The organism is Marinobacterium sp. LSUCC0821, assembly GCF_012848475.1.
Lineage (GTDB): Bacteria > Pseudomonadota > Gammaproteobacteria > Pseudomonadales > Balneatricaceae > Marinobacterium_E.
In genome coordinates this window covers 2,193,346-2,211,019 of record NZ_CP051666.1, presented here as the reverse complement: position 1 = coordinate 2,211,019, position 17,674 = coordinate 2,193,346, and the positions used below count along the sequence as shown (strand labels likewise).

At 43.1% G+C, this 17,674-nt stretch carries 22 protein-coding genes; 5 read left to right on the top strand and 17 right to left on the bottom strand.

Features of this window, described 5'->3' with window-relative positions:
* Nucleotides 1-16: 16 nt before the first annotated feature.
* From HH196_RS10790 to HH196_RS10765, 6 genes are all read right to left on the bottom strand, one after another.
* Entirely contained in the window at nucleotides 17-316 is a 300-nt protein-coding gene (locus tag HH196_RS10790; protein ID WP_169452120.1) for a nucleotidyltransferase family protein, read from the bottom strand.
* Nucleotides 306-839 (bottom strand): HI0074 family nucleotidyltransferase substrate-binding subunit, encoded by a 534-nt coding sequence (locus HH196_RS10785; protein ID WP_211160791.1) that lies wholly within the window; start codon nucleotides 837-839, stop codon nucleotides 306-308. Before HH196_RS10785 ends, HH196_RS10790 begins: the two co-directional genes overlap by 11 nt.
* Before the next feature lie 3 nt (nucleotides 840-842).
* Nucleotides 843-1,175, bottom strand: coding sequence for a MarR family EPS-associated transcriptional regulator (locus tag HH196_RS10780; protein WP_169452119.1), 333 nt, complete (start codon nucleotides 1,173-1,175; stop codon nucleotides 843-845).
* Nucleotides 1,176-1,411: 236 nt separating this feature from the next.
* The gene (locus HH196_RS11650) at nucleotides 1,412-1,474 is read right to left on the bottom strand and encodes a hypothetical protein (protein ID WP_371807858.1); all 63 of its coding nucleotides are present in this window, start codon (nucleotides 1,472-1,474) and stop codon (nucleotides 1,412-1,414) included.
* Between the two features lie 65 nt (nucleotides 1,475-1,539).
* Nucleotides 1,540-2,271 carry a nucleotidyl transferase AbiEii/AbiGii toxin family protein gene (locus HH196_RS10770; RefSeq protein WP_169452118.1) on the bottom strand — a complete coding sequence of 244 codons (732 nt, stop codon included), beginning with the start codon at nucleotides 2,269-2,271 and terminating at the stop codon, nucleotides 1,540-1,542.
* Nucleotides 2,268-2,696, bottom strand: a complete 429-nt coding sequence (locus HH196_RS10765) for a helix-turn-helix domain-containing protein (protein ID WP_169452117.1) — start codon at nucleotides 2,694-2,696, stop codon at nucleotides 2,268-2,270. The genes HH196_RS10770 and HH196_RS10765 overlap by 4 nt, the downstream gene beginning before the upstream one ends.
* A gap of 144 nt (nucleotides 2,697-2,840) precedes the next feature.
* Between HH196_RS10765 and HH196_RS10760 the strand changes: the two genes are divergently transcribed.
* Complete coding sequence (locus HH196_RS10760) at nucleotides 2,841-3,788, top strand: tyrosine-type recombinase/integrase (protein WP_169452116.1); 948 nt, start codon at nucleotides 2,841-2,843, stop codon at nucleotides 3,786-3,788.
* Here HH196_RS10760 and rfaH read toward each other — a convergent pair.
* The 11 genes from rfaH to HH196_RS10705 form a co-directional block, all read right to left on the bottom strand.
* A complete protein-coding gene (gene rfaH, locus HH196_RS10755; RefSeq protein ID WP_169452115.1) occupies nucleotides 3,781-4,260 on the bottom strand; it encodes a transcription/translation regulatory transformer protein RfaH in 480 nt (159 codons plus the stop codon). The genes HH196_RS10760 and rfaH overlap by 8 nt on opposite strands.
* A gap of 323 nt (nucleotides 4,261-4,583) precedes the next feature.
* Entirely contained in the window at nucleotides 4,584-4,982 is a 399-nt protein-coding gene (vapC, locus tag HH196_RS10750; protein WP_169452114.1) for a tRNA(fMet)-specific endonuclease VapC, read from the bottom strand.
* Nucleotides 4,982-5,212 carry a type II toxin-antitoxin system VapB family antitoxin gene (gene vapB, locus HH196_RS10745; protein WP_169452113.1) on the bottom strand — a complete coding sequence of 77 codons (231 nt, stop codon included), beginning with the start codon at nucleotides 5,210-5,212 and terminating at the stop codon, nucleotides 4,982-4,984. The genes vapC and vapB overlap by 1 nt, the downstream gene beginning before the upstream one ends.
* 282 nt (nucleotides 5,213-5,494) lie before the next feature.
* Complete coding sequence (locus HH196_RS10740) at nucleotides 5,495-5,779, bottom strand: type II toxin-antitoxin system RelE/ParE family toxin (RefSeq protein WP_169452112.1); 285 nt, start codon at nucleotides 5,777-5,779, stop codon at nucleotides 5,495-5,497.
* Nucleotides 5,769-6,017: a type II toxin-antitoxin system Phd/YefM family antitoxin gene (locus tag HH196_RS10735; protein ID WP_169452111.1), complete on the bottom strand. Its 249-nt coding sequence runs from the start codon at nucleotides 6,015-6,017 to the stop codon at nucleotides 5,769-5,771. Before HH196_RS10735 ends, HH196_RS10740 begins: the two co-directional genes overlap by 11 nt.
* A gap of 301 nt (nucleotides 6,018-6,318) precedes the next feature.
* Complete coding sequence (locus HH196_RS10730) at nucleotides 6,319-7,035, bottom strand: 1-acyl-sn-glycerol-3-phosphate acyltransferase (protein WP_169452110.1); 717 nt, start codon at nucleotides 7,033-7,035, stop codon at nucleotides 6,319-6,321.
* Between the two features lie 10 nt (nucleotides 7,036-7,045).
* Nucleotides 7,046-7,300 (bottom strand): molybdopterin converting factor subunit 1, encoded by a 255-nt coding sequence (gene moaD, locus HH196_RS10725; protein ID WP_169452109.1) that lies wholly within the window; start codon nucleotides 7,298-7,300, stop codon nucleotides 7,046-7,048.
* A gap of 5 nt (nucleotides 7,301-7,305) precedes the next feature.
* Complete coding sequence (gene moaC, locus HH196_RS10720) at nucleotides 7,306-7,782, bottom strand: cyclic pyranopterin monophosphate synthase MoaC (RefSeq protein ID WP_169452108.1); 477 nt, start codon at nucleotides 7,780-7,782, stop codon at nucleotides 7,306-7,308.
* On the bottom strand, nucleotides 7,782-8,936 hold the full coding sequence (locus HH196_RS10715) for a 1-acyl-sn-glycerol-3-phosphate acyltransferase (RefSeq protein ID WP_169452107.1): 1,155 nt from the start codon (nucleotides 8,934-8,936) through the stop codon (nucleotides 7,782-7,784). Before HH196_RS10715 ends, moaC begins: the two co-directional genes overlap by 1 nt.
* A gap of 440 nt (nucleotides 8,937-9,376) precedes the next feature.
* Nucleotides 9,377-9,655, bottom strand: a complete 279-nt coding sequence (locus HH196_RS10710) for a type II toxin-antitoxin system RelE/ParE family toxin (protein ID WP_169452106.1) — start codon at nucleotides 9,653-9,655, stop codon at nucleotides 9,377-9,379.
* Between the two features lie 2 nt (nucleotides 9,656-9,657).
* Complete coding sequence (locus HH196_RS10705; RefSeq protein ID WP_169452105.1) at nucleotides 9,658-9,924, bottom strand: CopG family ribbon-helix-helix protein; 267 nt, start codon at nucleotides 9,922-9,924, stop codon at nucleotides 9,658-9,660.
* Nucleotides 9,925-10,065: 141 nt separating this feature from the next.
* Between HH196_RS10705 and HH196_RS10700 the strand changes: the two genes are divergently transcribed.
* From HH196_RS10700 to HH196_RS10685, 4 genes are all read left to right on the top strand, one after another.
* Nucleotides 10,066-12,225 (top strand): type I secretion system permease/ATPase, encoded by a 2,160-nt coding sequence (locus HH196_RS10700; protein ID WP_169452104.1) that lies wholly within the window; start codon nucleotides 10,066-10,068, stop codon nucleotides 12,223-12,225.
* A gap of 101 nt (nucleotides 12,226-12,326) precedes the next feature.
* Nucleotides 12,327-13,526 (top strand): HlyD family type I secretion periplasmic adaptor subunit, encoded by a 1,200-nt coding sequence (locus tag HH196_RS10695; RefSeq protein WP_169452103.1) that lies wholly within the window; start codon nucleotides 12,327-12,329, stop codon nucleotides 13,524-13,526.
* The gene (locus HH196_RS10690) at nucleotides 13,527-13,817 is read left to right on the top strand and encodes a hypothetical protein (protein ID WP_169452102.1); all 291 of its coding nucleotides are present in this window, start codon (nucleotides 13,527-13,529) and stop codon (nucleotides 13,815-13,817) included.
* Between the two features lie 10 nt (nucleotides 13,818-13,827).
* Complete coding sequence (locus HH196_RS10685) at nucleotides 13,828-17,547, top strand: calcium-binding protein (RefSeq protein WP_169452101.1); 3,720 nt, start codon at nucleotides 13,828-13,830, stop codon at nucleotides 17,545-17,547.
* The last annotated feature ends 127 nt before the right edge of the window (nucleotides 17,548-17,674 follow it).

Below are 17,674 nucleotides of genomic sequence, written 5' to 3'. Positions count from 1 at the left end.
TATAAGCCCGCCTTACCTATAAGAGCGCCTCGTACTCTTTCAAAATATTCGCTTGAAAGCTTTCAGGTATGCGATTCCAATCTAAAACCTGAACAAGAATCGGAATGGTTGATTCTTGTAATAAATCTTTGAAAATTCCTAATTCGCTAAGATCAAGCATTCCATCGCCATCCGGGAGCACAACCAAATCGAGGTCGCTACCCTCGTGCGCCATACCATTAACACGGCTACCATAAGCCCAAACTTTAACGGGCTTTGTAAACGACCTTTTAGCTAGGCGGATAATTTCCTTGTGATCTTTATCTCTAAGCAGCATCTATAACTTTTGCCAACCGTTTAGCATCAACAATAAATTTAGGGATCAACAGCAGCGTTGTGTTAGCGAGTTTTTCACCATAGTCATGACTCGTGGAATTCCGATTATCCCTATACTGCAACCATCTTTCTGCTTCTTCAGCAGTGATCAGACCATGCAATGCTGCATGACGAAATATATCTTTGAAATAAAGCTCATCAGCAGCTTTATTACTGTGAAAGAAAGGTCTCAATCGTTTTTTAAGTAACTTACCCGACTGCTCCAATATAATTTCAAACTCTTTGATGGTCGCTGAGCGATAGAGTTCAAATTCGATGCTTTCAGCTTGTGAAGCATTCAACATTTCGAACGCACGCTCTAGGGCAGATATACATTTCACATAAAAAGCTGTGTCAATTTTCAGATCGCTCATCGATAGCACTTCTCTACTAAAATCAAAAATATCAGGACGAACCTCAAGAAAGTCTTTATCGCCGTTATTATAAGTTTTCAATGATACCCAATTTTGACTTTTAGTTCTCAACACTCACTCTTCGATTCTTGATTGAATATCCGCAATTTCAGCCTTTAAGCGCTCGTACTCTTCCACCTTCCGTTTTAAGAATCGCGCAGTGATTAACCCCTTATCTGAAATGCCTTTGAGTGTAAGAAGATATAAGTAACCGGCTTTGTTATTTGAACGCTTGAAGTTTTCCGCTTTAACCAAGCCACGCTCTATAAGTGCAGACAATACGTAGTTGGTTTTACCCACACTCACCCCCAGCTGCGAAGCCAGTTCGCGCTGTGAAATATCAGGTCGTTCTTCTATTAATTGAAGGACACGGTAGTCAAGTTCAAGGGTATCGCTGTTTTGACTCATTTAGGCACGCTACTGCCCCTGCTTGCCACAGTGCGGTTACATTTAAAACGGTTGTTCAATCTATGAACATAGACTAACAAGATTGTAATAACTTTACAAAGTGACTTTGGTGATATCGATAACAAAAGAAGGGATAACTAAGGCTCATCAATTCTCTGACGGGATGGAAAGCAAGTTGACGACACCTACGGGAAAACAAGCCTTTGTTGCCCTTTTGATAGGAATTCAATGACACCCTATGTTGATTTGTAGTTCTCGACACTCACACCCAACCGCGAAGCCAGTTCGCGCTGTGAAATATCTGGGCGCTCTTCAATTAACTTAGGCTAAGGTGGTTGTCTAACTAAATGTTATTATTTAGGGGCTATAGGCAATTATCAGAGTCTCGCTCTAGCTTTTTCAATTTTTGCCATAGAACAGATTTAGGGAGATCGATGCTCATAGCTTCCATACATTGTTCGAGTCGTTTCGGTGTTTCAGTCAGGTAGGTAAGTGACTTTTTCAAATCTTGCATAATTGAAGACCCATAGGCTGCTTCAGCTTTGGATATGGCCTGACTTAGCTCTCTCTTTGATAAACCCAACATCGATAAATCAATAACATCCCTAGAATAAACCGCGCGATCAGCCCAACGATCTGAATTGGCCAGTAACTTTGTAACCGCCATATCAAGCCTACTCAATATGGATACTCCACAAATCCTTGAGTCTGCATCAGGCTTTTGAATTTCTACCCTTCCCTCATTCACAATTTCAAATTTAATAAATGCACTTTCGCTAATCCTCACTACCATACGAATTCCATACTGGTCCATGCGCACTCGATCAATATCCAACCCTTCTTGATGCTCTTTAAAAAGCCCCAAACCCAACTGGTGTCCTTTCGCAACTTCTCGCAGAGCGCGATAACCTTCCTTACTAGAGACCACAAAATCTATATCAATAGATTCTCGGTATTCTCCATAAGCAAGGGCGATAGCAGTTCCTCCACCAAAAAAGCACTCACTCATATCAAAGAGATCTGTATTAATCGCTGCAAGTACTCTTGCAATCAGCTGATGATGAGGTCTTTTAAAATGACAACCTTCATGGTTCATGCAAATGCCCTATTTAAATTTGCCATCAATAACCTTTCAGCTCGTGTCATATCATTTTCATCAAGATGACGGGCGTTTCGCTCGTACATAGCATGTGCTTCGAAAGGTTTAAGGTAGTCTCTGCCTGTAATATGCCAAGAGAGCTTTTTAAGTTCAGGGTAGTCATCCAGCCGAATGATCACAGGAATAGAGTCTTCTTGATCAACTTTGCGCGCCCCAACTTTTGACGTATCAGTCAACGTTAACTCCAGATTCAAAGCAGCTACTACGGCGAGGTAGCTGTTCAAACTTGACCCTCCCTCACCTTTCTCAATTCGATGCAATGTAACTCTTGAAATACCTGAAGCACCTGACAATGCTTCAGCGGTTACGTTCAAGCGTTTTCGTTCTTGCTTTATTGCTATCCCAATATTTTCAGCGTCCACTTAAAACACCATATTTGTTTCATATAGTTTGCAATATAGTATATTTGATAAATTTTTGAAACATTTTATCTCTGTAAATTTTTTAAAACAGAATCCACATTTTGTGGTCTACACTTAAACCATCACGATACAGGGAGGTAGGTGATGGACGTAAATCAGTTCTTAGATGATTTGATGGCGCAATTAGACGGCGCCTTTGCAGAAAATACCCTCAAAGCTTATCGCAGTGACTTTAAACACTTTGCCAACTGGGCAATATCAAAAGGACTTAATCCTCTTCCACCCCAAGCTTCAGATCTAGCACTTTACATTGAAGAGATGTCTCAATTTCAAAAAAGTGCGACTATTCGGCGCCGCATAGATACTTTGGGGTCTATCTGCTTTTTTGCGGGCTTCAATAGCCCAACGAAAACACCAGAGGTTAAAATTGCACTGAAAAAGATGCATCGTAAAATCGGTAGGCAGCAGAAACAGGCTCACCCTCTGACACTCGACCTTCTTGAGCAACTTTTAAAAAAATGTGACTCCTCTCTAGCCGGCCGGCGCAATGAACTGCTGCTTAGAATCGGTTATGAGACCATGCGCCGCTCCTCAGAGATCTGTTCATTCTGTTTTGAGGATTTAAAGACACTGCCAAATGGCCACTTTGCATTAAACCTTAAACGCTCTAAAACCGATCAATTAGGCGATGGCAAACTCATCCCTATAAGCGATCTACTAGCAACCAAGATAACCAAATGGAAGCGTCGAATTGGGGCTACAGAGGGACGCATTCTGCGATCCATACGTAAAGACAACAAAACCCTAGGTGATAAACTCAACCCAGCATCCATCAATATTATTCTGGTCGATTTGCAATACCGGGCTAGGCGTCGAGACCTTCCACACTTAAGCGGCCACTCGTTTCGGGTGGGTGCTGCGCTAGATATGTTGAATGCAGGCGTGCCGTTAGAAAAGATTATGTTGCGTGGCGGATGGCGGAAAGAGACAACAACATTAAGGTATCTGCAGAGCTGGGTCGATAACGTAAACCCAGCCGAACTTCATATCGAAGAGTGTACGCCGGTTTGGGAGGTAACAGCCTTTAACTAATAGCCGACAGTTCGACAGACATCTTTTGCCAACGCCCTAACAACTCCATCAAAACAAACGCTCTCTGTTCACCGTCGTACTCTATAAACACTGCTTGCAAGTCTTTGAAGGGGCCATCACTTATAGAAACCTTATCGTCTTTTCTGAATGACTGTTCGGCATCAGTGTGGCGTAACTGTGCACGAATGGCATTTACAACATCTTTTGGGACGATTGCAGGCTCGCTACCAAAACTAATTAACTTTGCCACACCACGAGTTGAACGAATTGGGCGCCAATTACTCTCTTCTTTGGAAAGAAAGATGAACAGGTAGCCTGGAAAGAGAGGGGCTTCGACTTCGACCCGTTTACCCTTTTTTATTTGCTCAGTTTTCAGCAAGGGTAGGTAAGTTTCAAAACCCTGCTGTTCCAACTCTGCTTGAGCCTTAAGAAGTTGGCCAGGCTTAGATTGAATCACGAACCAGTTGAACATAACGAAGTCCTAAGAACAAAATATGAGACTATTATAAACAAAAGAGAACGTGTATTGGCCAGTCGATAGACTCGCCTGATATGAAAAAAGTGAAGCCCGTATACCAATCATTGGCACCGGGCTTCAACGCTGCATTTAGTCATCCTGACCACCAAGTTCCTTTTGGTTTACACATCCTTGTGCATGCATCGTATTATTAGAGTAGTAAAGATTTATAATTAAGCCAGTAAATTTCTAATATTTTTTAATTAATTTAAAAAACAGAGAAGAATCTGACTTTTCTACCCAGAAAGAAGGACCTTCACATTCTTATCATGCAAAGCTCACAGCCAATTTTCCACACGTAAACCAGGCACTCGAACAAACTCTTTTTCATTATTGGTTACCAAGATAAAACCCTCAGATCTTGCATGCCCCGCAATCATTAAATCGTAGGGTCCAATCGGAGTTCCTTTATTAGCAAGTTCTGTACGAAGCTGACCGCTATGAACAGCAGCTTCACTGTCAAAGGGAATAACATCCATACGTGCAACAAAACCCTCTAAAACTCTTAAATTTTTTTCCGGATTACCTGAACGTTCAGCACCAAAAATCAGCTCCATATAACTTACACTCGAGATACACATCTGACCGTAATGTTGCTTAAAACGACTTCTAACAACTTCGGGTTTATTCTTAATCGTGTAGATTACGATATTTGTATCGAGCATGTACTTGAGCATTAGAGACTTTCCCTTGCTTGACCCTCAGGCTGATCTCGCACTTCCATAAAATCCTCTGTTACAGCCTCACCATCGAACCAACTATCCCAACCCTCACCTGAGGGAACAACTAACCTGGCACGTCCCATAGCTATAATATCTACTTCTTTTACACTATCCGGTAATGCCACCTGCTTTGGAAACCTAACAGCTTGAGAGGTATTACTTTTAAAAATCCGAGCACTCTGCATCAACGAACTCCTCAACTAATTAATAAATAAAACAGTAAACCCGCATCTTGTATATGTCAATTGTATATCCCAATTTTACTAAACCCAAAAAAGCGAAGCCCGGATACCAATCATTGGCACCGGGCTTCATCGCTGCGTATTGTCATCCTGACAACCAAATTCACTTTGGTTTACACATCCTTGTGCATGCAACGTATTATTAGAGTAGTAAAGATTTTTAATTACGCCAGTAAAATTCCAATTTTTTTGAATTAGTTTTAAATCAGTAAATTCAATTTCAACTCAAATGCGTTTCATTGCCATTTTATAAACCGCATTGCGTTCTCTTTTACCTACAGCAACTACCACGACCGTGACTATCTCATCTCTAACTTCATAGACTAGTCTAAAACCGGCCTGCCTTAGTTTGATCTTGTAACGATCTTTTACGCCAGATAGCTTACTACTGGGAATGCGCGGATTCTCTAGACGCTCAACCAACTTCTTCTTAAATTGCTCCTTCACTGATGGAGAGAGGGCATCCCACTCTTTTTTAGCATCTTGGCGGAAGGCTAACTTATAGCTCATTAATATCAACCTCGATGATTGGTTGATCAACACGCTGATCAGCAATCATGTTCAGTTCGATATCCTCAAGTCGGTCTGTTATCTCCTCCCAAGCTGCAGCTGGGATACAGTAAAAATCAGGTTCATTACGGTTAAGCACAGCTACAGGAAAGCCATCACCCTGAGCAACAACTACGCTAGGATTTTTCTTAAGCTCAGAGATACTTACACAGAGATCAGCTAAAACTTGGCGCGGCATACAACCTCCTAAAAATAATTTTTATAAATATAAACTTTTGAAAATAAAAGGACAACAATAAGACCTATTTAAAGCTCTTTAAATAGGTCTTATCATAATAACGCGTTTAAAAAAGCGAAGCCCGGATACCAATCATTGGCACCGGGCTTCATCGCTGCGTATTGTCATCCTGACAACCAAATTCACTTTGGTTTGCACTTCCTTGTACAAGCAACGTAATACAAGAATAGTAAAGATTTTGAATAGCGCCAGCAGAATCCGAATTTATTTCAAAAAAATCGAAAAAACTTAAAAACGAGGTTTACGCGCCTATCTCTTTAAGGTGTTCTTCTAACCATTCAACTGAGGCTGTATGAACCTCATCAACACTTCTACCAACCGTTTCGATAGCAGGGCTGACAACCACCTCAACTGTGCCAGAGTGTTTCACAAAACCCTTGCCGGGCCAGAAGCGCCCAGCGTTGTGAGCTATAGCCACTAATGGAACTTCGCTTGCAACGGCCAGCATGGCACCGCCTTTATTCCAGCGGCCTAACTCACCAACAGGTAAACGTGTACCCTGAGGAAATATAAGAATTGGAATTTTACGTGACAGCTTATCTTTTCCCTGTTCAAGCAGTTGCTTTAGAGCGCCACGTTTTGCACTTCTGTCTAGGGCAATAGGTTCCAACATAGCAAGTGCCCAGCCAAAGAAGGGAACTTTCAAAAGCTCTTTCTTCAGCACCACGACCTGCGGGCTAATCAGCAACTGAAAATAGATCGTCTCCCACTCGCTCTGATGGTTAGAGATAGCCACATAGGCGCCATCTTTTGGGAGGTTTTCACGCCCTTTTACATCCACTTTAATCCCGCAAGTTACGCGCAACCAAAAGATGTAGAACTTATTCAGCTGAGTAAAAAAGATGAAACGCTGACGGAAAGGTAAAAACTTACCAACGATCAAACAGAGTGATGCATAAATGATGGTCGCTGGATAAAAAGCAGCGTAGTAAAGCAGAGAACGTATAAAAGAGATCATAGTGCTGAGCTTAGCCTCCAGTCACTGGCGGAAAGAAGGCGATTTCGTCACCATCTTTGATTGGTTGTGAGCGCTCACACATTTCGTGATTTACTGCGTTCAAAATAGTGGAACCATTAATGACAGAACTCCAAACTTCACCATGCTTGGCACTCAGAGCGCCAACTAGTTGATCGAGGTTTTCAACTCCAGCTGGCAGTTCCAGCGTCTCTTCAGAGCGACCAATCTTATCTTTGAGGCTGGCGAAATAGACAATCTTCAACATAAAAGTTACTCAGCAAGGTAGTGGCCAGATTTACCACCCTTCTTCTCTACAAGGCGAACCTGGTCAATCACCATCGCTTTATCAACCGCTTTACACATATCGTAAAGGGTCAAACCTGCAACTGACACCGCGGTAAGTGCTTCCATCTCAATGCCAGTTTGGCCACTGAGCTTACAAATTGCTTCAATATCAACGCAATTTTCAGCCTGATTGGGGGTTAACTCGACTTTCACGCTACTCAACATCAAAGGATGGCACATTGGAATCAAATCAGAGGTGCGCTTAGCAGCCATGATACCAGCGATACGGGCAGTCGCTAAAACATCACCTTTTTTATGACCACCTGAAACAATCATCTCAAGCGTATTAGGCTCCATTGTTACACGTCCAACGGCACGCGCTTCTCGAAAGGTCACTTCCTTCTCAGACACATCGACCATACGAGCCTGACCTTTAGAGTCGATATGAGTAAATTCAGACATCAATCCATTCCTACAAGTTCAGCTTCGGCTGCTTTGAAGTTTTCTACAGGTTTTGCATACATCGCTTTCAAGATATCACGTGCACTACCAGTCACTTGTTCTAGGCGTTGTTCCAGCAATGCCTGGCCCTCAGCATCGGTTTCTTGACCCGATGCCGCTAAATTCGTTAGCTGTAAACGATAGTTAAGATAAATCTGACGATCAATCTCCGCCGCAAGCGCATCGGCATCTTGGAAATCACCAGTGATGACATCGCCAAAGGCAACATGCACTCGACCTTTATTACCCACTATACCGCGAACGATACTCTGAATATCCTCGAACTCACCCTTAACGTAGTTACCGTCGGATGCTTTAGCGGCCAGCTCATTGGCTTTGGCTGCATCACAAGGATCTAGCTCATAAGAGATCGAAACAGGAACAATATTCAAGCGCTCGACCATTTCACTAAATGAACGCTGCTTGCGCTGTGACATATAGAACATCTTTAGCAGTGCTGGATCAGTCCTATCATTACCATCCTTCGCGCGGCCCTCACGCTGCGCAATCCAAACAGAGTGGCCAGTCTGAATGCTGTGGTCGATGTAGGATGATAGCTGCGTTAGTGCGGTCATCATCTCGCGTCCTTTAGCAGAACGATTCACAATAAATGACTTATTCAAACGCATTAAATCAGAAACATACGGCTTACGCAGAAGGTTGTCGCCAATCGCGATACGCGCTGTTTCCATTTTATTGTGGTAGAGCATCCAGTTAACAAACGCTGGATCCATCGCGATATCACGGTGATTCGATACAAAGAGGTAAGACTCATCATGAGCCAACTTCTCTATGCCACTACAGCTCACCTTAGTAGTACTGCGATTGATCATCTTGGCCATATAGGTAGAGACCAGTTCCTGAAAACCTTCGACAGAATCAATATCACTCAAGCGTGCCGCTAAAACCTGCTTAACCACTGGTCGTAAAAACCAGCCTGCCCATTTAGATGCTTTAGGGAATTGATACTTGGTTATCGCGTCGATGAATTCATTATCATGGAGAATATCAAAAAGAACCTGCCCAACTTCGTCATCGCGATAGGGGCGAATCTCTTTGTATGGGTCTTCTTGCTGCTTATCTGAGTCTTCTTGCAATTGGGCGTCTGTAGTCATTAGCGCTTCACGTATAGAGAAAGTCTGAACATTTTAAAGGTTTAAAGAGAAAGAAGCATCTTTAAAACATATCGCTACAGGTTTGCTGAAATTATAAAAACGCAGCTTTACTGTTAGACCTTAGTCTAAATTTTCAAAAAATTTATGCAGAACTCAAAAACCTGGACTATACATAATGGGACCTTCACGGATGGAGGGTTTGGAAACTCAACTTCGGTTATTTCCTACGTGTATCTCTGGAAAGGGAATTCCAAATACGAGATATACAAAATTGAGAGCTGGGGAGTTATCTAGCGCCGACGAACCAGCTTTTAATTCTTAAACCTTGGTAAAGACCAAGTGCTTGGCAAGGACTGTCAGGTTTCGAGAGCACAGTGAGCCTTGCTTTAAACTCTCAGTATGCCCCTAAAGTAAGGAAGCTGCGGGGGCATACACCCTTTTTACCTATCTTCTTTCTCATGCCAAATTCTTAGAATAGTAATTAAGTTATTGCTGATTAGATAACGCACGACGTATTGACCCACAAATAAATCTCTAACAGAGTTTGGCTTAGGGGCTTTGCTAACTGGAACACCGATCTCAGGGAATGTCATCAACAACTCCAATCGTTTTAATAGGAGTGTTATCACCCTTCGCGCTGCCGGTGGATCACTTAGAAAAATAAACTCTTTTAATCGAGCTAGGTCTCTAACCGCTGATTTTGAATATATTAATTTCAAAATTAAGCACCAGGGGTAGATAGTTCGTCTTCGGCCCCCCAGCTACGGATCCATTGATGCACATCGTCTCCATCCACAAATTCACCGTTTGCGACGGATTCAATGGCATCAAGAGTCTGCTGCCATCTTCGCTCTTCCAAAGCCTGCTTCTCTATAAACTCATTAAGGGCTTGCTTAATTACCGCCCCTTTTGACCTTTGAGTACTCGAAGCTAGCTGATCTATTTGCTTTTCCATTTCATCGCTTAGACGAACAGTTGTAACTCCCACTCCACACCTCCAAAAATACAATGTATTCATTGTAATACATTTACTCTCCCATTCAACTTTTGGCTAAAACTTCTCAATTTTTCACAAAAATTTGAATCTTGTGCTAAACCTTAAAGGGTAACCAAGGATGGGGACTTAAAGATGAAATGGGATTCAGGGCTATTTTGCCTACATACAATCTTACAGCTAAGAAACAGTCAAGCAGATCCGGTTCAGCTACAACATACATATGTAAACAGTGACGGTACGCTTGAAATTACAGATATCCAAAGAGCTCTTAAACAGCACGACTTCAAAGTTAAAAAGCAAACTTTAAAGCCAGAAGAGCTTAGAAATGAATTACTACCTGCCATTCTGATTGATCGAAGTGGCTCGCCGTTTGTACTACTTAACCAGAAAATTCGTGAAGGCGAGACCCGCTACTTAGTGGCTCAGTCCAAATCACCAGAATCAATTAGTGCTGCTCAGCTTGAGAATTTATGGAGTGGCGAAAGTTTGCTCGCCACCGATATGCACAGCACACAGGGATTCAATCAACGCTTTGGACTGAATTGGTTTATTCCAGCGCTAAAGAAATACAAAAAGCTATTTGCTGAAATAGTGATTATCAGCGTTTTCCTACAGTTATTTGCACTAGCTACTCCCCTATTCTTTCAGATAGTCATGGACAAAGTATTAGTTCACCGTGGGTTTACCACGCTAGATATCCTCGCTATCGCTTTTATAGGTATCGCCATTTTTGATGCCCTTTTAGGCACAATTAGGAACTACCTTTTCAGCCACACAGCAAGCCGAATTGATGTAGAACTCGGGGCGAAGCTTTATGACCACCTTATGAAGCTACCTCTTGCGTACTTTCAAAATAGACAGGTAGGACACAGCGTTGCGCGTGTAAAGGAGCTAGATTCGTTACGAGAGTTCCTTACAGGGACGGCACTTACACTGACGATCGATCTTAGCTTTACGCTAATCTTTATTGCCGTGTTGTGGCTATACAGTCCAACACTGACTTGGGTAGTTGTTGGAGCAATTCCACTCTACATTCTTCTCTCCATTCTTATCACGCCAGGCTTACGAGCTAGGCTTAATGAAAGCTTCAGACGTGGAGCGGAGAACCAGGCGTTTTTGGTTGAGTCTATTTCCGGTGTGGAAACCATTAAATCGATGGCACTTGAACCAAAACTTCAAACCCGCTGGGAGGGGCAACTTGCTCATTATGTGAAGGCCGGCTTTCGGTCACAAAATTTAAACAACATTGCATCGCAAGTCGCAGGTTTAATCAGCAAACTGACAACCATACTCATAATTTGGTTTGGTTCCCATCTAGTCATTGATGGTTCACTCACCGTGGGCGAGCTAGTCGCATTCAACATGATCGCTCAACGAGTTTCTGCACCCATTTTGAAACTTGTTCAACTTTGGCAAGATTTTCAACAGGCGGGCATTTCACTTAAACGACTTGCAGAGATTCTCGATACGCCAACAGAATCACAACTCTCTAAATCACGTACCTCAATTCCTGGCTTCAAAGGTGAAATTAGTTTTGACTCGGTCACATTCGGCTACAAACCAGATACACCAGCAACGCTAAAAAGCATCTCATTCAATATCAAAGCAGGAGAGTCGATTGGTATCGTAGGCTCATCAGGATCGGGTAAAAGCACTCTCACCAAATTAGTTCAGCGAATGTATCTTCCTAACCAGGGGCGCGTTTTAGTAGATGGCGTCGATCTCTCCATGGTTAATATCGACTGGTTAAGATCAAACATTGGTGTCGTTCCTCAAGAGAGTTTCCTATTCAATAAATCGATACGTGAGAACATTGCTGTAAGAGCCCCTTTTGCCACAATCGAACAGATAACCCACGCAGCAAAAATGGCCGGCGCTCATGAATTCATCTGTGCACTACCAGAGGGATATGACACCAATACTGGAGAGCGAGGCTGCAATCTCTCCGGCGGTCAACGGCAGCGAATCGCAATAGCACGTGCCCTACTCACCAACCCCAAAATTTTAATATTCGACGAAGCAACCAGCGCACTCGACTATGAATCTGAATTCGAGCTGCAACGAAATATGGAGTCTATTCGCAAGGGTAGAACCGTCATTACCATTGCCCATAGGCTCTCAGCAGTGGCGCGTTGCGATCGCATCTTTGTATTAAATCAGGGGCAAATTGTTGAACAGGGTGGTCATGATGCACTTATCAAAAATAAGGGGGTGTATGCAAAGCTCTTTGCGATCCAACAAAATCTCGCTTTGCCAGAACAGATAGGGGCTGCACACGGAGGTGCTGTATGAGAAGTAATGACAAGGTAACGGAATTTCTACCTGGAGCTCTTCTAATCCAAGACTCTCCACCTCACCCACTGGCAAAAGTAACAGGCAGAATAATCCTAACAATGTTTGCACTAGCTGTTGGTTGGGCCATTCTCGGACAAGTAGATATTGTCGCGAGAGCAGAAGGAAAACTGACCCCTATAGGGCAGGTAAAGTCTGTGCAATCTATTACTGGCGGTGAAGTAGCGGCCATAAACATTAAAGAGGGTGATTTGGTTCTACCTAACCAACTATTGATGCAGCTGGATGACTCACTCATAAAGATCGATGAATCTCTCATCGTTGCAAGATTAGAGAAAAACCAACGAGAGAAGAGACGTGTTGAGAACTTTCATCTTTTTCTTATCGGCGGGAAGGGATCTGTGGATGGGATTGTTAAACACCAGCGCCGGCTCTTGATTGAGGAAAAGCATGGCTACAATTCTAAAATCCAGCAGTTAAACGAACAGCTAAAGGTTCGGCAGAATGAGAAACTGCTTGCCGAAATCTCGCTAAGTAATGCAGAAGCAGCAATGCCAATACTGACCGAACAGTTTGAATCGGCGCAAAGACTTCTCAAAACGAATCTAATTGATAAACAAACCGTTCAGAATCTTGAACTAAAACTAATCGAACTCAAAAGCCAAGTCTCAGGCGCAAAGATCGCTATTTCCCAGGCCACTGCAGCTATTAAAGCCATTAATAGTCAAATTGACGGCGTTAAGGCAGAGACCCTAAGCACGACACTTAAAGAGCTACTCCGCCTAGAAGATGAGAATAGAGAGCTAAACAAGCAACTCATCAAAATTAGAGAGGAGCGAAAACAGTTCGATATCCGTTCCCCTATCGCTGGCAGGGTGACCAACCTGGAGGTGACAACGATTGGCGGGGTAATAAGTCCAACTCAAAATCTTATGACTATTGTTCCCACTAACCAGCCACTTAATGCAGAAGCTTGGCTGGAGAACAAAGACATAGGTTTTGTGCATATCGGCCAACCTGCCGAGATCAAAGTACATGCATTCCCATTTACAAAATATGGCGTCATCGATGCTGTTATAACCAATATCTCGGCTAATTCAGAGGAGGATCGTAATGGCCAGCTGGTCTACAAAGCCGAGCTAAAGTTAGCTTCAAACGAGTTACTCGTAAATGGCGCTAACACCCCACTCGCAGCAGGGATGACTGTGAGTACAGAGATGAAAACAGGTAAACGAACACTAATCGAATACCTACTAACGCCTTTATTAAGGGCAAAAGAAGACTCAGTGGAGGAGCGATGAATGTCAGATAAAAACGCCCCCCCTGTATATAAGGAGGAGATCGTCACCTTTAAGCAAATTCTCGTAGGAAAATTTTCCTTCTTCGGAACGATAGCCTTTTTTTTAACTCAGGTTCCAGGTGACAAATATCTGCAGTTTTTTGGCTACACCCTGATACCACTATCAATAATCGCAATCCTATTTAGAAATAATCTAATTAGGGATGACATAAGAATTTATCTACTTTACTCAATAACTGGGTATGGAACCGCAATGTGGATTCTAGCGATGACACAAGCATTTAATAAATAGAGGAACAACTATGACGACTATAGCCAAGGAAGGCTTAATTGATGCCCTTTCAGTAACAGTAAGCGTAAAAACTTATGATGAACAAATTGGAATTTTTAAATCAAAAGAATCGACCCCACTGGAAATCATATCTGCTTTTGCAGCAATAGCATCATCAATCGCTGATGTAACAACTAATGAAAAATCATTGTTCGGAATGACATTAGGGCGAGTTTTTGGAGGATACGCTTTTTCAGCAGCCCTCGCTGAAGTTCTAGAAGATTACAATGATGATTCTATTGAGCTAGGTAACGTAATCGCATTAATAGGTACTACAGCTTCCCTAATTCCTGGTCCTCACACTGCAGTTCTAGTCCCTCTAATGGCTCTTTATCCTCTAGCTGACGACTTTGGAGAATACCTCGCAGAAAAAGGCACCTTAGACCCACTGTTTGATTTGATGCTACATCAACCTGAAGTTGAACTATCTTGGAACGATTGGGAGTTCGCTGCCAATGAAGCGTATGTTGAGGAGCCAAGTTTTGCTAATGCTGAACAAATCACCTCACCTATTGTTCTCGATCTAGATGGCAACGGTATTCAAACCCTAGGTACTGATGCGCAGGTCAACTTTGATCATAATGGAGACGGCTTTGCGGAACGCACCGGTTGGGTTTCACCTGAAGATGGTCTTTTAGCTATTGATAAGAATGGTAATGGGACTATTGATGATGGCTCGGAGCTATTCGGAAATAACAGTAAGCTTGAGAATGGTGAGTTGGCGAGTAATGGCTTTGAGGCTCTGAAGGAGTACGACACAAATGAAGACGGTACATTCGACTCATTCGATGACTCTTTCCATATGTTTAGAGTATGGCGAGATCTCAATCTAGATGGCGTCAGCCAGGAGTTTGAAATGCTCACGCTTGAAGAGGCAGGAATCAGCGCTATCAGTACCGAATACTCCTCTTCAAATGAAAATCAAAGTGGTAACACCTTAGGTGAAACCGCCTCAATCACCTACGCGGATGGTTCCCGATCTGTTGCAACTGATGTCTGGTTCAACACCAATCCCACACTAACCAGAGCAACAGAATTGCTAGAGGTATCGGCGGAGGTAGCGTCGTTACCGAACATTAAAGGTTACGGGCTAGTTTCTGATCTTCAACAAGCGATGATGGCCAATGAGGAGCTCATCAAGCTTGTAGAAAGCTTCATTTATGAGCCTGACTCAAATATCCGAAACACCATAATCGATGAAATTATCTACGAGTGGGCCGGTGTAACCGATGTAGATCCTAATAGCCGCAATGCAACTAAGATTTATGGCCACGTGATGGATGCTCGACAATTAGAGACTCTAGAGGCATTTACTGGTAAAGATTATTTGGGCACCTGGTGTTGGGGCGAGCGAGACCACAATCCTCATGGACGCGCGGCACCTGTGCTTATTGCGCAATATGAAGAGTTCAAGAGTTACATCGATGGTCAGTTGATGGCTCAGTCACACTACAAAGATATCTTCGATCAAATAGGTGTTCAGTTCGATAGCATTACAAAGGAGTTTGTACCTGATACGACTGAGTTTGAAATCTATGTTGCTAGCCTCATAAGTAACGGTGACCTGATAAAAGCGTCAGAGATTTATCAAACGGTTACAAACCTGAGTATTCGCTCGATCGGCTACGATATTGTTGAGTCTAATATGGATGCGAACGACTCAATTAGACCATATCTAATCGACTCAATTATTACCGGTACAGATCAAGCCGATACATTAACAGGAACTTCCGCTGACGAACTGATTCACGGCAACCGAGGAGACGATACCCTTTTCGGTGGTGCTGGTAATGACCACTATGAATACAACAAAGGAGATGGCGCCGATTGGATCTATGACAGTGATGGCCGAGATACGATTAATTTTGGCGCAGGCATTTCACTTGAGAATATAAGCGTTGCCCGTGGACTTATAGACCTCACTATCACTATTGATTCTGACGAGCCGTTGAGTAACGACGAAATCACTCTAGCCAATGTTTACGACTTTGACGGTTCGCTTCGAGAAGGTGTCATTGAAAACATCACATTTGCAGACGGCTCATCGATAAATTTTGAAACCTTAGAGTCCCTGATCGAGAACGAAGGATCAGATGGGGACGATCACCTCTTTGGTAGTGAGCAAGACGACACCTTAGATGGGCTGGAAGGCAATGACCACATTTACGGCGGTGCCGGGGATGACACGTACCTGATAGCGCGAGGATCCGGGAAAGATCAGATCCAGGAACACTCAGGTATTGACCGCATTAAATTCGCTTCTGATATAGCGCCAGAAGAGGTACAGGTCTTACGTACCGGGGTTGATGGAAATGATATTGTTATTCGCCTGTTAACTAAAACGGGAAAACTAACAACCGATCAAATAACAGTAGTAGATGCCTATCTTAATAATGAGAGAACTAATAACTGGCTAGAGGAGCTAGTGTTCGAAATAGATGGTGAATCAAGGTCATTCAATATCAGCGAATTATCAGTCAGTGCAGAAATTAATAATTCGATTTACCTCATGGAGAGTGATGATCTGATAGAGGGATCAAGCTCAGAGGATACTATTTATGGCGCTGGGGGAGATGACAAGATTCATGGTTTAGAAGGCGACGATCACCTCTTTGGTAACAGTGGTAACGATACATTGTCAGGTGATGCGGGTAATGACCATCTTTACGGAGGAAAAGGCAACGACACTTACCTATTCAGCTCAGGATTCGGCCATGACGTGATCGACAATAGTGAAGGAGGAGTCGATAAAATCCTATTTGATAAGAGTATTTCGGCGAGAAAAGTTGAGATAACCCGCCTTGAAAACGATCTGCATCTTTCAGTCAATCGAGGTAGCGATACTATAACGCTATCGAACTACTTCAATGGAGATACGCTGTCGGAAAATGCAATTCAAACTATAGAATTTGCAGACGGCACCCTTTTAGACACAACAGAAATCATATCTAGCACACAAAAAACAAGCCAGGGTGATGATCTCATCCAGGGTCTAAATGGTGTGGATACTATCTTCTCACAAGCAGGCAACGATCATGTACGCGGCGGCCGTGGAGATGATGTCATCAATGGGGGGAATGGTAATGACACACTATTTGGTGACGATGGGAACGATACGATTGAAGGTGGTAATGGTGCCGATGTAATGTGGGGCGGTAGTGGTGATGACTCAATGCATGGAGGTAATGAGTCAGATACGCTAGACGGAGGTGCAGGTAATGATCAACTGTTCGGCGGTAACGGAAAGGACACCCTTAATGGCGGTGTAAACAATGACGTTCTAGATGGAGGTAATGGGAACGACACCCTTATCGGCGGAAGTGGCGATGATATGCTCCAAGGAGGCGAAGGAAACGATACCTACCTTATCAATAACTTTGACGGTAATGACCGTATCAATGATACAAGTGGTAACGACACCATAAAATTTGAAGAGGATTCTGAAAACCTCTGGTTTAGCAGAGAGGGAGAGAACCTCCTGATTAAAAACCTCAAAAGTAACAATACAACCATTATCGAGAACTGGGATGAATCCTCCGTAGATCGCTTAGAATCTGAGGATGGGTATGCTGATCTTGCTGATATACGGCTGATCGTTCAAGCAATGACAGCATTCGATGACGGCCAAGAGGAGGAGAGCGAAGCAATTGAGCTTCAGAACACCTTGGATATCGCTTGGCATAGGGAGTAGAAGGAGTTGACCGGTGACAGGCCCTAGCCTGTCATCCGCCCTCTCGGCATGTAGAGTTAATCTTTAGAAGTACAAACGGGTCTAACCCCTGTCTCACAGCGTTTTCCGTAGATATGAGCGTAACTTG

What these genes read in the sequence shown, in the direction of transcription:
- rfaH (WP_169452115.1), bottom strand. Translation starts at nt 4,260, where the DNA reads ATGTTCAACTGGTTCGTGATTCAATCTAAGCCTGGCCAACTTCTTAAG.
- moaD (WP_169452109.1), bottom strand. Translation starts at nt 7,300, where the DNA reads ATGTTGAAGATTGTCTATTTCGCCAGCCTCAAAGATAAGATTGGTCGC.
- vapB (WP_169452113.1), bottom strand. Translation starts at nt 5,212, where the DNA reads ATGCAGAGTGCTCGGATTTTTAAAAGTAATACCTCTCAAGCTGTTAGG.
- vapC (WP_169452114.1), bottom strand. Translation starts at nt 4,982, where the DNA reads ATGCTCAAGTACATGCTCGATACAAATATCGTAATCTACACGATTAAG.
- HH196_RS10700 (WP_169452104.1), top strand. Translation starts at nt 10,066, where the DNA reads ATGAAATGGGATTCAGGGCTATTTTGCCTACATACAATCTTACAGCTA.
- HH196_RS10780 (WP_169452119.1), bottom strand. Translation starts at nt 1,175, where the DNA reads ATGAGTCAAAACAGCGATACCCTTGAACTTGACTACCGTGTCCTTCAA.
- HH196_RS10790 (WP_169452120.1), bottom strand. Translation starts at nt 316, where the DNA reads ATGCTGCTTAGAGATAAAGATCACAAGGAAATTATCCGCCTAGCTAAA.
- HH196_RS10695 (WP_169452103.1), top strand. Translation starts at nt 12,327, where the DNA reads ATGTTTGCACTAGCTGTTGGTTGGGCCATTCTCGGACAAGTAGATATT.
- HH196_RS10685 (WP_169452101.1), top strand. Translation starts at nt 13,828, where the DNA reads ATGACGACTATAGCCAAGGAAGGCTTAATTGATGCCCTTTCAGTAACA.
- moaC (WP_169452108.1), bottom strand. Translation starts at nt 7,782, where the DNA reads ATGTCTGAATTTACTCATATCGACTCTAAAGGTCAGGCTCGTATGGTC.
- HH196_RS10690 (WP_169452102.1), top strand. Translation starts at nt 13,527, where the DNA reads ATGTCAGATAAAAACGCCCCCCCTGTATATAAGGAGGAGATCGTCACC.
- HH196_RS10740 (WP_169452112.1), bottom strand. Translation starts at nt 5,779, where the DNA reads ATGAGCTATAAGTTAGCCTTCCGCCAAGATGCTAAAAAAGAGTGGGAT.
- HH196_RS10735 (WP_169452111.1), bottom strand. Translation starts at nt 6,017, where the DNA reads ATGCCGCGCCAAGTTTTAGCTGATCTCTGTGTAAGTATCTCTGAGCTT.
- HH196_RS10715 (WP_169452107.1), bottom strand. Translation starts at nt 8,936, where the DNA reads ATGACTACAGACGCCCAATTGCAAGAAGACTCAGATAAGCAGCAAGAA.
- HH196_RS10760 (WP_169452116.1), top strand. Translation starts at nt 2,841, where the DNA reads ATGGACGTAAATCAGTTCTTAGATGATTTGATGGCGCAATTAGACGGC.
- HH196_RS10770 (WP_169452118.1), bottom strand. Translation starts at nt 2,271, where the DNA reads ATGAACCATGAAGGTTGTCATTTTAAAAGACCTCATCATCAGCTGATT.
- HH196_RS10730 (WP_169452110.1), bottom strand. Translation starts at nt 7,035, where the DNA reads ATGATCTCTTTTATACGTTCTCTGCTTTACTACGCTGCTTTTTATCCA.